This window comes from Pseudomonas sp. Q12-87, assembly GCF_001269755.1.
Classification (GTDB): domain Bacteria; phylum Pseudomonadota; class Gammaproteobacteria; order Pseudomonadales; family Pseudomonadaceae; genus Aquipseudomonas; species Aquipseudomonas fluorescens_S.
Genome location: NZ_LHVI01000034.1, coordinates 24,567 through 37,918, shown reverse-complemented (window position 1 = coordinate 37,918; position 13,352 = coordinate 24,567). Strand labels below are relative to the sequence as shown.

13 protein-coding genes are annotated in these 13,352 nt (G+C 62.6%); 7 read left to right on the top strand and 6 right to left on the bottom strand.

All coding sequences use genetic code 11. The features are described from left to right. Positions 1-6: 6 nt before the first annotated feature. Positions 7-300, bottom strand: coding sequence for a hypothetical protein (locus AD663_RS24660; protein ID WP_003186194.1), 294 nt, complete (start codon positions 298-300; stop codon positions 7-9). Between the two features lie 164 nt (positions 301-464). Between AD663_RS24660 and AD663_RS24655 the strand changes: the two genes are divergently transcribed. From AD663_RS24655 to AD663_RS24640, 4 genes are read left to right on the top strand one after another with little or no spacing between them, the layout of a single operon-like run. Then, entirely contained in the window at positions 465-770 is a 306-nt protein-coding gene (locus AD663_RS24655; protein WP_003186192.1) for a MazG-like family protein, read from the top strand. Continuing rightward, complete coding sequence (locus tag AD663_RS24650; protein WP_053214699.1) at positions 767-1,516, top strand: methyltransferase; 750 nt, start codon at positions 767-769, stop codon at positions 1,514-1,516. The genes AD663_RS24655 and AD663_RS24650 overlap by 4 nt, the downstream gene beginning before the upstream one ends. 12 nt (positions 1,517-1,528) lie before the next feature. Beyond that, positions 1,529-2,137: a DUF4136 domain-containing protein gene (locus AD663_RS24645; RefSeq protein WP_053214698.1), complete on the top strand. Its 609-nt coding sequence runs from the start codon at positions 1,529-1,531 to the stop codon at positions 2,135-2,137. Positions 2,138-2,157: 20 nt separating this feature from the next. Next, positions 2,158-2,715 (top strand): DUF4136 domain-containing protein, encoded by a 558-nt coding sequence (locus tag AD663_RS24640; protein WP_053214697.1) that lies wholly within the window; start codon positions 2,158-2,160, stop codon positions 2,713-2,715. Positions 2,716-2,977: 262 nt separating this feature from the next. Here AD663_RS24640 and AD663_RS24635 read toward each other — a convergent pair whose 3' ends face one another. Further along, positions 2,978-3,832, bottom strand: a complete 855-nt coding sequence (locus tag AD663_RS24635; protein WP_003186182.1) for a MaoC family dehydratase — start codon at positions 3,830-3,832, stop codon at positions 2,978-2,980. Positions 3,833-3,834: 2 nt separating this feature from the next. Further along, positions 3,835-5,187, bottom strand: coding sequence for a 3-oxoacyl-ACP reductase (locus AD663_RS24630; RefSeq protein WP_003186180.1), 1,353 nt, complete (start codon positions 5,185-5,187; stop codon positions 3,835-3,837). 144 nt (positions 5,188-5,331) lie between these two features. Here AD663_RS24630 and AD663_RS24625 point away from each other — a divergent pair, with 144 nt between their 5' ends. Continuing rightward, positions 5,332-6,609: an acetyl-CoA C-acetyltransferase gene (locus AD663_RS24625; protein WP_003186179.1), complete on the top strand. Its 1,278-nt coding sequence runs from the start codon at positions 5,332-5,334 to the stop codon at positions 6,607-6,609. On the opposite strand, the gene AD663_RS24620 is transcribed toward AD663_RS24625, so the two are convergent. Beyond that, positions 6,596-7,624 carry a bile acid:sodium symporter family protein gene (locus AD663_RS24620; protein WP_053214696.1) on the bottom strand — a complete coding sequence of 343 codons (1,029 nt, stop codon included), beginning with the start codon at positions 7,622-7,624 and terminating at the stop codon, positions 6,596-6,598. The genes AD663_RS24625 and AD663_RS24620 overlap by 14 nt on opposite strands. A gap of 79 nt (positions 7,625-7,703) precedes the next feature. Between AD663_RS24620 and AD663_RS24615 the strand changes: the two genes are divergently transcribed. Both AD663_RS24615 and AD663_RS24610 read left to right on the top strand, forming a co-directional pair. Beyond that, positions 7,704-8,495 (top strand): helix-turn-helix transcriptional regulator, encoded by a 792-nt coding sequence (locus tag AD663_RS24615; RefSeq protein ID WP_053214695.1) that lies wholly within the window; start codon positions 7,704-7,706, stop codon positions 8,493-8,495. Positions 8,496-8,717: 222 nt separating this feature from the next. Further along, the gene (locus tag AD663_RS24610; protein ID WP_053214694.1) at positions 8,718-9,611 is read left to right on the top strand and encodes a PA4780 family RIO1-like protein kinase; all 894 of its coding nucleotides are present in this window, start codon (positions 8,718-8,720) and stop codon (positions 9,609-9,611) included. Positions 9,612-10,488: 877 nt separating this feature from the next. On the opposite strand, the gene cueR is transcribed toward AD663_RS24610, so the two are convergent. After that, positions 10,489-10,902 carry a Cu(I)-responsive transcriptional regulator gene (cueR, locus tag AD663_RS24605; protein WP_003186171.1) on the bottom strand — a complete coding sequence of 138 codons (414 nt, stop codon included), beginning with the start codon at positions 10,900-10,902 and terminating at the stop codon, positions 10,489-10,491. Next, on the bottom strand, positions 10,899-13,292 hold the full coding sequence (locus AD663_RS24600; protein WP_053214693.1) for a heavy metal translocating P-type ATPase: 2,394 nt from the start codon (positions 13,290-13,292) through the stop codon (positions 10,899-10,901). Before AD663_RS24600 ends, cueR begins: the two co-directional genes overlap by 4 nt. Positions 13,293-13,352 lie beyond the last annotated feature (60 nt).

Below are 13,352 nucleotides of genomic sequence, written 5' to 3'. Positions count from 1 at the left end.
GGAGTATCAGTGAATAATCCAACTCAACAACCACAACCCCAGCACCAGCCAGATGATGCCCATGACGATCGACGCGCGCATGAAGGCGCGGATCGCCGAGTACAGCAGCATCAGCCCAAGGATCAGCGCGATGATGCTGATGATCGAGGTGTCCATGCCCAAGGTGCGTGACAGTCCGTCGACGAAGTTGCCACCGGCATTGGCCAGCATGTTGAACAGGCCGCTGAGCAGGTCGACGATGAAACGGATCACCGAACCGAGCGCTTGGCCGAGCCATTCGAAAAAGCTTTCTACCTGCATATGTGCTTCCTGGTGTGAGGGGAATCTGCGTTGAGCCGTTGGCCCTGATTGTAGGAGCTGCGACGGCCGCGATCGTTCGATTATGGGGCAAACCGGCGCTTCGTACCGAGACTCTTGCCTTCCCCCGTCATCCCCCCGAAGCTATGCGCATTCAGGAGAGCCCGATGAACCTTGTTGAACTGACCGAACGCCTGCATGCCATTCGCGACCGTAACGACTGGCGGCAATTTCACAGCCCGAAAAACCTGGCCATGGCCGCCAGCGTGGAAATGGCTGAGCTGGTGGAAATTTTCCAATGGCTGACCGAAGACCAGTCGCGCCAGCTGCCGGCGGACAAACTCGCCCATGCCGGGCAAGAGGTCGGTGACATCGTGTTGTACCTGCTGCTGTTGTGCAGCGAGTTGGGCCTGGACATGGACGCCGTGGTGCGCAGCAAACTGGCCGACAGCGAACGGCGGTTCGGCCAATGAGCGACCGTCATTTCGACCAATTGGCCACACGCTTCGCCGAGAAAATCTATGGCGGGGCGAAGGGTGCGATCCGCCTGGCGGTGCTCCAGGCCGATCTGCTGGAAACCTTGCCGAACCGCCCGTTGCGCGTGCTGGACATCGGCGCGGGCTTGGGCCACATGTCGTTGTGGCTGGCCGAACGCGGCCATCAGGTGACCCTGGCCGAGCCGGCCGAGCCCATGCTCGAAGGCGCCCGCCAGCGGTTTTCCGAGGCCGGCCAGAGCGCCACGTTCATCCAGGCGCCGTGGCAGGATTTGCTTGGCCAGCTCACCGAGCCTTACGACCTGGTGCTGTGCCATGCGGTGCTGGAGTGGTTGGCCGAGCCCCACGCGATCCTGCCGGTGCTGCATCAACTCACCGCCGCGGGTGGCTGGTTATCCTTGGCGTTCTACAACCGCGACGCGCTGGTCTATCGCAACCTGCTCAAGGGCCATTTCCGTAAGTTGCGCAAAAACGACATGGCCGGTGAAAAACAAAGCCTGACGCCGCAGCAACCCCTTGATCCGCGAGAATTGGCGGCGCAACTTGAAGGTCTGTGGCAGGTCGAAATCCAGAGTGGCGTGCGGGTTTTTCATGACTACATGCCCGCGGAGTTCCAGGCACGCGTGGAGCTTGCGCAGTTGCTGGAAATGGAGCTGGCCCACCGTCGCCATCCTGCCTTTGCCGGATTGGGACGTTATCTGCATTGGGTCTGCCGTCCCGTCTGATCGGAGAGTGAAATGAAAGGTCGTTCAGGGTTGTTAGTGCTGTGCCTGGGACTGGTGGCCTGCCAAGGCAGCAACCCGTATGTCGCCACGTCCAATCCACTGCCCCCGGCGCCGCCCGAAGCCGCCACGGTGTTCGACCGCAGCGCTTACCCCGCGCCGCCCCGTGACTATGGGCGCTATCGCAGTTGGGCCTGGCTCAACGGACGATTGCCGTCAGGCACCGCTTGGGCGGACTCGGCCCAGGTGGCCGAAGCGGTAACCAATGCCCTGGACCAGCGTGGCTTGCGCCCGCTGCATGACAACCGGCCGGCCGACCTGTTCGTCAGCGCCGACCTGCGCCTGGAAACCCGCGTGCGTCAGGTTCGCGATGATTATGACCCTGGCTACTACGGCGGCTATAACCGTTACGGCCCCGGCTATGGGGCGTATCACTCGGTGCCGATGGTGCGCACGTACCAGGAGCAGGTCGTGGTGGTGCGGGTGGACCTGTTCGATGCCCGCAATGGCCAGCCAGTGTGGAGCGCCAGCGCCGAGACGGGCCAGCGCGGCAGCCAGGGCGCGCGCACCGATGCCATTCGTGAGGCGGTGGAGAAAGCCATGTCGGCTTATCCACCGAGTTGATTACGCAACGGAGAAAAACCATGTTTCGCCGCCTTGCTCTATTGGCCTTTGCTCTGCTGCTCGGCGCCTGCGCCTCCAATCAGGTTAACCATGACTTTGACCCTGGCCGTGATTTCGCGGCGTATCGCAGTTGGAGCTGGAAAGAGCCGGCGCTGCAATATCGGCCCGATGACCCACGGATCAAGAGCGACCTGACCGAACAGCGGATTCGCCAGGCCATTGTCGATCAACTCGACCAACGCGGCCTGCGCCAGGCTCCGGCCGGCGGGCGAGGCGATGTGCAGGTCCAGGCTTATTTGATCGTCGAAGATCGCCAGCAACAGGTCACCACCAATTACGGTGGCGGTTGGGGCAGCCCCTGGAATGGTTATTGGGGCGGGCCGATGTACAACGAAACCCGCAACATCAGCTACAAGGTCGCCACGGTGCAGATCGACCTGCTCGATGGCAAGGACGGAAAACTGGTGTGGCGTGGCAGCGATGAGCGAATGCTCAGCAACTCACCCACTCCAACTGACCGCAGCTTGGCGCTACGTGAGACGGTAGGGCGGATCTTGTCCAACTACCCACCGCGCTGACAGGCAACTGAATAAACTGTGGGAGCGAGCTTGCTCGCGAAGACGGCGGCACATCCAACATCAATGCAAGCTGAGCCACCGCTTTCGCGAGCAAGCTCGCTCCCACAGGGATTGGTGGTGGACACTGAATCTGTGAACACCCGAGAACAAATGTGGGAGCGAGCTTGCTCGCGAAGACGGCGGCACATTCACCATCAAGGCAAGCTGACCCACCGCTATCGCGAGCAAGCTCGCTCCCACAGGGGATGATTTCTGTCGCCACTCAAGCCGTCGGCCGCCAGCTCCCCACCATGTGCTCCAATTCCCCCGCCCCGATCAAACGCAAATCCCCGCTGGATCCCGCTGCGCTTGCCAGCAGGGTTACTTCGCTGGGCAGGCGTACCGGCTTCTTGAAGGCCACTACTATTTCGATGTTGGCCTCCGGCAGGTGGTTGTCCAAGGCTGCCAGGGTCCTGGCCTTGTTCCACAGGCCATGGGCGATGGCGGTGGGGAAGCCGAACAGCTTGGCGCTGATGCCGCTGAGGTGAATCGGGTTGTAGTCGCCCGATACCTTGGCGTACTGCCGGCCAATGTCGGCTGGCGCCGTCCAGTGCGCCACTTCCACCAATGGCAGGCTGGTTTCCGGCCGGTCCTCCACCAACGCGCCGTCAATCTGGACGCCCTTGCACAGCATCTGGCTCTGCGCTTCCCACAGGGGCCCCAGTTGATCATCGATGCGGGTCACCAGATCGAACACCGCGCCCTTCGGATGGGCTTGCAGGTTCTGCACGTTGACGCTGGCCCGCACCTGGCCGACCCCGCCCATGGGCCGCAATACGCGGATGCGATTACTCAGGTGGATCAGCCCCAGCAGCGGAAACGGAAAGTCCCGCGCGGTGAGCAACTGCATTTGCAGGGCGAACGCCAGGACGTGGGGATAAGTCGGCGGCAGCAGCCCGTTATCGGTGAAACCGCAGACCTTGCGATAGGCTGCCAGGCGCTGAGGGTCGACCTGAAGCACTTGACGCAGCCCTTGTTCCGGCAAGGTCTTGCCGGTGACCTTGCGCCGGGTCGCCGCTTTTGAATAGAGCCCCGACATCGAGGGCGCGGCGCTGATCTCATGCCATTGGATTGTCATGGTCATGCTCCCAGCAGGCTTTGCCCACACACCCGTAGTGCCTGCCCGGTCACCGCGCCCGTGCCCGGTTGTGCGAGCCACGCCACGGCTTCGGCGACATCCTGAGGCAGGCCGCCCTGGCCCAGGGAACTCATGCGCCGCCCGGCTTCGCGCAGGGCGAAGGGGATTTCGGCGGTCATGCGGGTTTCAATAAACCCCGGCGCCACGGCGTTGATGCTGATCCCGCGCGCTTGCAGCAATGGTGCCCAGGCCTGGGCGAGGCCAATCAACCCGGCCTTGCTCGCGGCGTAGTTGGTCTGTCCGCGGTTGCCGGCGATGCCGCTGATGGAGGCCAGCAAAATCACCCGGCCATTGTCCCGCAGGGTGCCGTGGTCGAGCAGGGCCTTGGTCAGCACTTGTGGCGCGTTGAGGTTGACCGCCAGCACCGCGTCCCAGAACTCCGGGGTCATGTTGGCAAGGGTCTTGTCCCGGGTGATGCCGGCGTTGTGCACCACGATGTCGATGCCGTCGGGCAGGTGCTCGATCAACTGTGTGGCGGCGTCTTCGGCGCAGATGTCCAGCGTCACGCTGCGCCCGCTCAAGCGTGCAGCCAGGGCATCGAGATCAGTCTTGGCCTGCGGCACGTCCAGCAGGATCACATCGGCGCCATCGCGGGCCAGGGTTTCGGCGATGGAGGCGCCGATCCCGCGGGCAGCGCCAGTGACCAGGGCCTTGAGCCCCGTCAGCGGTCGGGTCCAGTCCTGGACCTGGGTATCGCAGGCATTGAGGCGAATCACCTGCCCAGAAACGAAGGCGCTCTTGGGCGACAGGAAAAAACGCAGCGCGCCTTCCAACTGGCTCTCGGCGCCGTTGCCGACATACAACAATTGCAGCGTCCCGCCATGGCGCAACTCTTTGGCCAGGGAGCGGCTGAAACCTTCCAATGCCCGCTGGGCGCTGGCGGCGAACGGTTCGGTCAGGCTTTCCGGGGCGCGACCGAGGATGACGACATGGGCGCTGCGGTCGAGATTTTTCATCAATGGCTGGAAAAACTCGCGCAAGTGCTTGAGCTGATCAACCTGCGTCAGGTGGCTGGCGTCGTACACCACAGCCTTGATTTTCGGGCCATGGCCGGGAATCCACTCGGTGGCCAGGGTCGGTTCGCCGCCGTAGCCGAAAATGCTGTCGGTCAGGCGCTTGGCGAACGTGCCGACCTGTTCGGTCAGTGGCCCGCCGCCCAGCAGCAGCGCGCCCTCGATCGGCCGCAACCGCCCGGCCTGCCAGCGTTCCAGGCGAGCCGGCGATGGCAGGCCGAGGGCCCCGACCAGACGCAGGCCAACGGGCGAATTGGCGAAGTCGATATAACGGTCAGACATGGAACACACTCCGGCTGATGAGGTTCCAAGTGTGGACCATGATTGGCAATCAGTCGTTCGATCGGCGAGATAAAGCCTAAGCTTGTGCGGCAGAGGCGTTTTTCCAGCCCATTCGGCATTCCAGCGCACACACGGGGATTCTCCATGACACAGCTACGCCGCGTCGCGATTATCGGTGGTAACCGCATTCCCTTTGCCCGTTCCAACGGGCCCTATGCCACCGCGAGCAACAAGGCGATGCTGACGGCCGCCCTCGAGGGGCTGATCGAGCGCTACAACCTGCATGGCCTGCACATTGGTGAAGTGGCCGCCGGTGCGGTGCTCAAGCTGTCCCGGGATCTGAACCTGAGCCGCGAATGCGTGCTCGGTTCGCGGCTGTCACCCACGACGCCGGCCTATGACGTGCAGCAGGCCTGTGGCACCGGGCTGGAGACGGTGCTGCTGGTCGCCAACAAGATCGCCCTGGGCCAGATCGACAGTGGCATCGCTGGCGGCGTGGACACCACCTCGGATGCGCCGATTGCCGTCAATGAAGGGCTGCGCAGGATCCTGCTGCAAGCCAATCGCGCCAAGACCACCGCCGATAAGATCAAGACCTTCCTGCAGTTGCGGCCTCAGCACTTGATGCCCGACCTGCCGCGCATCAACGAGCCCCGCACCGGGCTGAACATGGGCCAGCACTGTGAACTGATGGCCCAGACCTGGCAGATCCCTCGGGAAGAACAGGATCTGTTGGCCCTGGAAAGCCATCAGAAAATGGCGGCGGCCTACGCCGAAGGGTGGCAGAACGATTTGATGACGCCGTTTCTCGGCCTGACCCGGGACAATAACCTGCGCCCGGACCTGACCCTGGAAAAACTCGCGTCCCTCAAACCGGCCTTCGAAAGAAGCGCCAAAGGCACAATGACGGCGGGTAACTCCACGCCCCTGACCGACGGCGCCTCGCTGGTGTTGCTGGGCAGCGAAGAATGGGCCAAGGCCCGCGGCCTGCCGATCCTGGCGTACTTGCGCGACGGTGAAACCGCGGCGGTGGATTTCGTCAATGGTGCCGAAGGGCTGTTGATGGCCCCGGTCTACGCCGTGCCCCGGCTGCTGGCGCGCAACGGCCTGACCTTGCAGGACTTCGATTACTACGAAATCCATGAAGCGTTTGCCGCCCAAGTGTTGTGTACATTGAAGGCTTGGGAAGACCCGGACTACTGCAAGACCCGCCTGGGCCTCGATGCGGCGCTGGGCGCCATAGACCGCAGCCGCTTGAACGTGAAGGGCAGCTCCCTGGCCGCCGGGCATCCGTTTGCCGCCACGGGCGGGCGCATTGTCGCCAACCTGGCCAAGTTGCTGGACGCTGCGGGACGAGGCCGCGGCCTGATCTCCATCTGCGCAGCCGCCGGCCAGGGTGTGACGGCGATTATCGAGCGTTGAGGATCGAGTCACTCCGTTGCGCAGCCAGCGCCCGATGGTGGTTGGAATAGCGTTCGGCCAGGATCGAGCAGACGATCAACTGCAACGGGTGATAGATCATGATCGGCAGCAGAATCAGGCCGAGGCCGGGGTGGTCGCCAAAAATCAATGCGGCCATCGGTACCCCGGCAGCGAGGGATTTCTTGCTGGCACAGAACACTGCGGCGACCTCGTCGGCGCTGCTGAATTTCAAGGCCCGAGCGGTGCGGGTGGTTGTCCACAGGATAATCGCCAACAGCACTGCGCTGCCTATCACTGCACTGAGCAGCACACTGTTGCCTTGCTGCCGCCAGATGCCGGAAACCATGGAATTGCAGAACGCAGCGTAGACCAGCAGCAGAATCACCAGCTTGTCGATGACGCTGGTGTAGCGTTTGTATCGACCGAAGAAACCAGCCACCCAGCGCCGCAAGAATTGCCCGAGCACGAGCGGCAGCAGCAACATCAGGCACAGGTCGAGCAACGTCGAGCCCAGGTCGATGCCACCGGCGCCGCTGCCGACCACCAGGCTGACCAGCAGCGGTGTAAGAAAGATCCCCAGTACGCTGGACAGGCTCGCATTGAGAATGGCCGCCGGCACGTTGCCGCCGGCGCTGCCGGTCAGGGCCACCGAGGAGGAAATGGTCGAGGGCAGGGCGCACAGATAAAAGAACCCCAGCATCAATAACGACGGTACATGACTGCCCAGTAACCCGTTGCAGAGCAGCCAGATCAACGGAAACACCCCAAAGGTGAAGCCTTGCACCATCACGTGCAGCCGGGTGTTCTTCAAGCCGTGGCGGATCTGCTCGCCGGACAGGTTGACCCCGTGCAGGAAGAACACCACGAAGATGCCGATATTCACGACCCACTCGGCATGCATGGCGCCACCGGTGGCACCGAAGGATGGAAACAGGTAGGCCAGCAGCGTGGCGAGCAGCATGCCGCACAGGAACCAGTCGGTCACCATACGTTTGAGGTGTCTGAAAATAGCCATGGGGCACCGCAAGTTGTAAGAAAAGTCGACTTAGCCTAACGTCGTCCCAAACAGTCGTCTTGCGACATAAGGCCAATCAATGCCGACTAACGGACACCAACAGCTCGAACGACGTATTCCCGACCTGACGCACCTGCCCCGGCCGCTCTACGCCCGTGTCGAAAGCTTGAACGCCGGCTCGTGGACGCAAGCCCATCGGCATGATTGGGTGCAGTTTTCCTACGCCATCAGTGGCGTTCTCGGCGTGCATACCGCTGAGGGCAGTTTCTTCGCCCCGCCACAACGGGGTATCTGGATCCCGGCGGATCTGGAGCATCACGTGGTGACCTCAACCCGCGCGGAAATGCGCAGCCTTTATGTGCATCGCCAAGCCTGTCCCCGGGCGGATGCGCGTTGCCGGGTGTTGGAGGTTACGCCGCTGGCCCGCGAGTTGATCAAGGTGTTCTGTCAGCTTCCGGCCGAGTATCCGCAGGGCGATACCCCACAAGAGCGATTGGTTCAGGTGCTGCTGGACCAGTTGGCGACGCTGCCGGAGGTGGGGTTTTCCCTGCCCTTGCCCCGTCATGCTCGACTCCTGGCGCTGTGCAACGAGCTGATCGAACAGCCTGAGCAAAACGTCACTCTGCAAGCCTGGGCCGAACGCCTGGGCACCTCGGAAAAAACCCTGATGCGCTTGTTCCAGCGCGAGACCGGCCTGAGCTTTCGCGCCTGGCGCCAGCGCATGCGGTTATTGTCGTCCCTGGGCTCGTTGGAGAAGGGCGACAGCGTGACCAGCGCGGCGCTGTCTTGTGGGTATGATTCAACGTCCGCTTTTATCGCGGCCTTCAAGGGAATGTTTGGGTATACGCCAGGGGAGCTGTTTAAATCTTGAGCGTGGGCTGTCGGCATATCTGTCAGCTCTTGTCGCAAATACCTGCGCATCGAGTTGCCAATGCCATGCCCTGTCTCGGCTATGATTCGGCTCGGTCGATACTCCGGCACATTGTGTGCATCGCAAGTTCATAGGTCGGCAACCCCTCCCCGTGGAGGAAGGATTGACGTATAACGACTGTCATTCGCGTGTTTGGTAATAAAGGACCCACAATAAAAGCTGATGAAGACTCCAAAACGCATTGAACCCCTGATCGAGGACGGTCTGGTCGACGAGGTGCTGCGCCCACTCATGAGTGGTAAAGAAGCAGCTGTTTATGTGGTGCGCTGCGGCAATGAGCTACGTTGCGCCAAGGTCTACAAGGAGGCGAACAAGCGAAGTTTTCGTCAGGCGGCCGAGTATCAGGAAGGCCGTAAGGTCCGTAACAGCCGCCAGGCCCGAGCCATGGCCAAGGGCTCGAAGTTCGGACGCAAGGAAACCGAGGACGCCTGGCAGAACGCCGAAGTGGCGGCATTGTTCCGCTTGGCCAGTGCCGGTGTGCGCGTGCCCAAGCCGTACGACTTCCTTGAAGGCGTGCTGCTGATGGAGCTGGTGGCCGACGAGTACGGTGATGCGGCGCCGCGTCTGAACGATGTGGTGTTGGAACCGGATCAGGCCCGTGAATATCACGCGTTCCTGATTTCCCAGATCGTGCTGATGCTGTGTACCGGTCTGGTGCATGGTGACCTGTCGGAGTTCAACGTACTGCTGACGCCGACGGGGCCGGTGATCATCGATCTGCCGCAAGCGGTGGACGCTGCCGGTAACAACCATGCCTTCAGCATGCTGGAGCGGGACGTGGGCAACATGGCGTCCTACTTCGGCCGGTTTGCCCCGGAGCTCAAGCGCACCAAGTATGCGAAGGAGATGTGGGCGCTTTATGAAGCCGGCACCTTGCATCCGGCCAGTGTGTTGACCGGGGAATTCGACGAGCCGGAAGAAGCGGCGGATGTCGGGGGGATCATGCGTGAGATCGAGGCTGCTCGCTTGGATGAGGAGCGACGTCAGGCTGTACGGGCTGCTGACGATGCTCCACCTGGTAAAGCTGAAGAGCCGCCTCCGCCTTGGATGCAGTGATTGGTGTGGTTGGTGTGTATATCCGTTTTTTTGTGACGGCGGCTGGCGGTTCCGCTCTTACAGCGGGTCACTTTTGGAAGAGCGCCAAAAGTAACCAAAAACGCTTTGCCCCACCACTTGGTGCCTCGCCTAGGCTCGGCATGCCCTCTCTCCGGCATTGCTCCGTGGGCCCGCCGCGAAGGGCCATCCATGGCCCAGCACGGCTACCTCGGCATCCATGCCGAGGTGCCCACTACGCAATGCCTGCGTTCGGCCAGCGTGGTTAATGGGGCGTCCAGATCAAGATCTAAAGCAAAGCAAGAGCGGGGGTATGTCCAGCATCTATGTGGCTGAACCACTGCTATCGCGAGCAAGCTCGCTCCCACATGGGATTGTGGGTGTTCACAGCATCTGCACACGACACAAAAACCTGTGGGAGCTTGCTCGCGAAGGTGTCGGCACATCCAAGATCATCACAAACTGACCCTCCGCCTTCGCGAGCAAGCCCGCTCCCACAGGAGGAACGCGGTCCCACCTGAATCAGGCCGGCTATCAGGCCGCCTCGCGGTGGACGTTGATTTCGGCGCCCCGTTAACCACGCTGGCCGAACGCAGGCATTGTGGAGTGGGCATCCCGGCATGGATGCCGGGATAGCTGCGCTGGGCCATGGATGGCCCTTCGCAGCGGGCCCACGGAGCAATGCCGGAGTGAGGGCACACCGAGCCTAGGCGAGGTGCCAAGTGGTGGGGCAAGAGCGCTTTGGTTACTTTCGCCTGGGCCGGCATTCCGGCTTTTCGAAAGTGACCCGCCGTAAGGGCGGAACCACCAGCCGCCGTTACCGAAGAAACGGATATACACACGAACTACGGCCCCCCAAAAAACTCAGCAAGGGTGCCTATCAGCCGGCTACAGCCTCCTGACAACACCCCGAAGCCAACTCCTTGAGAATCGGACAATCCGGACGATGATCCCCATGGCAGTGCTCCACCAGATCTTGAAGAGTGTCCCGCAATTCACCCAGTTCACGGATTTTCTGATTCAGCTCATCGATGTGTTGCCGAGCCAGAGCCTTGACGTCAGCGCTAGCCCGTTGGCGATCCTGCCAGAGGGTCAGCAGCTTTCCGACTTCCTCCAATGAAAACCCAAGGTCCCGGGAGCGCTTGATAAAGGCCAGCGTATGCAGGTCGTCGGCACCGTAGATCCGGTAGCCGCTGTCGGTGCGATGGGCTGCCTTGAGCAGGCCGATGGATTCGTAATAGCGAATCATCTTCGCGCTCAGGCCGCTCTGGCGGGCCGCTTGGCCAATGTTCATCGCTTGTCCTCCAACCGCTTGGGTGTCCAGAATTTCAACAGTAACGCATTGCTCACCACGCTGACGCTCGACAGCGCCATGGCCGCGCCGGCCAGTACCGGGTTGAGGAAGCCGAACGCGGCCAGCGGGATGCCGATCAGGTTATAGACGAACGCCCAGAACAGATTCTGGCGAATCTTGGCGTAAGTCTTGCGGCTGATGTCCAGGGCCGCCGGCACCAGCCGTGGATCGCCACGCATGAGGGTGATCCCGGCAGCGTGCATCGCCACGTCGGTGCCGCCGCCCATGGCGATGCCGATGTCGGCGGCGGCCAGGGCCGGGGCGTCGTTGATGCCGTCGCCGACCATCGCCACCATGGAATGCGTTTTCAACTGCTGAACGATGGCGGACTTATCCGCGGGCAGCACTTCGGCATGGACCTGGTTGATTCCCAGCGCCTCGGCCACCACCTTGGCGCTGCCCCGGTTGTCGCCCGTGAGCAAGTGACTGGCGATGTGGCGCTCATTCAAGGCCTGTACGGCGGCGAGGGCGCCGGGCTTGAGGGTGTCACCGAAGGCGAACAGGCCCAATACCCGAGGCGTCGCGTCTTGATCGATCAGCCAGGACAGGGTCCGGCCTTCGGTTTCCCACGCCTGTGCCGACTCGGCCAGTGCGCCGGGGCTCAGGCCGAGTTCGTCCAACAGACGTCGATTACCCAGGGCCAGGCGGCGACCGGCGAGGCTGCCGGCAATGCCGCGTCCGGCCAGGGATTGGCTGTCGCTGACATCCGGAACGTCCAGGCCGCGCTCGGCGCAGGCGTCCAACACCGCTTTGGCGAGAGGATGTTCACTGCCGCGTTGCAGCGCGCCGGCCATTTTCAGCAGCGTGTCTTCGTCACCCACGAGGGCTGTCATGTGGGCGATGCGCGGCGTGCCGGAGGTCAGGGTGCCGGTTTTGTCGAACACCACCGTATCGACTTCATGGGCGCGCTCCAGGGCCTCGGCATCCTTGATCAAAATCCCGTGGCGCGCGGCCACGCCGGTGCCGGCCATGATCGCCGTGGGCGTCGCCAAACCCAGGGCGCATGGGCAGGCAATCACCAGCACGGCGACGGCGTTGATCAGTGCGGTTTCCAGCGGCGCACCGTACAGCCACCAGCCGAGCAGCGTTGCCAGGGCCAGCACCAGTACCACCGGCACGAAGACCTGGCTGACTTTATCCACCAGCTTCTGTATCGGTGCCTTGGCTGCCTGGGCGTCTTCCACCAGGCGAATGATGCGCGCCAGGACGGTTTCAGCGCCCAGCGCCTGGGTGCGCACCAACAGCCGGCCTTCACCGTTGATGGCGCCGCCGGTGACCTTGTCACCGGGCTGTTTGGGCACTGGCAGGCTTTCGCCGCTGATCAGCGCTTCGTCGGCGTGGCTCTGGCCTTCGAGCACTTCACCATCCACCGGGAAACGTTCGCCGGGCTTGACCAGCACCAGGTCGTTCAAGCGCAAGGCACTGATGGCGACATCCCGTTCCTGGCCGTCGATTACCTGAATCGCCCGCTCAGGCCGCAAGGCTTCCAGGGCACGAATGGCACTGGCGGTCTGTCGCTTGGCGCGGCTTTCGAGGTATTTACCCAGCAATACCAGGGCAATCACCACGGCCGAAGCTTCGAAATACAGGTGCGGCATGCTGCCGGGACGCGCGATGGCCCATTCATAGAGGCTCAAGCCGTAACCTGCGCTGGTGCCCAGGGCCACCAACAAGTCCATGTTCCCGGCCCCGGCGCGCACGGCTTTGAAGGCCGCCACATAAAAGCGCGCACCGAAAATGAACTGCACCGGTGTCGCCAGGGCGAACTGCACCCAGGCCGGCAGCATCCAGTGCACACCAAACGGCTGCAACAGCATGGGCAACACCAGCGGCACGGACAGCAAGATTGCCAGTACCAGCGCCAGGCGTTCGCGACTCAGGCGACGGGGCTGCGCATCAGAGGGTTGCTCGGCCTGCCAGACATGGGCGTCATAACCGGCATGCCTGACCGCCTCGATCAACGTTTGCGTATCGACCTGACCGAGCCATTCAACATGCGCCCGCTCGTTGGCCAGGTTCACGCTGACACGGTTGACGCCGCCGATTTTGCCCAAGGCGCGCTCGATCCGACCGACACAGGAGGCACAGGTCATCCCATCTATCTTGAGTTCCAGGGTTTGCACGGGAACGCTATATCCCGCTTGTTCGACGGCCTGCATCAAGGCCGGCAGGCTGCCCTCGGGTGCCTCGATCCGTGCCTGTTCGGTCGCCAGGTTCACGCTGACGGCGCGGGCGCCGGCGACCTTGCTCAAGGCCCGTTCAACCCGCCCGGCGCAACTGGCGCAGGTCATGCCGGCTATCGGTAGGTCGAAGGTGGTGGGTTCGGACATCGCTAGGCTCCCTGTAGTGAGTGACCACAGGATCAACCTTGCCATGCTGGCAAGGTCAAG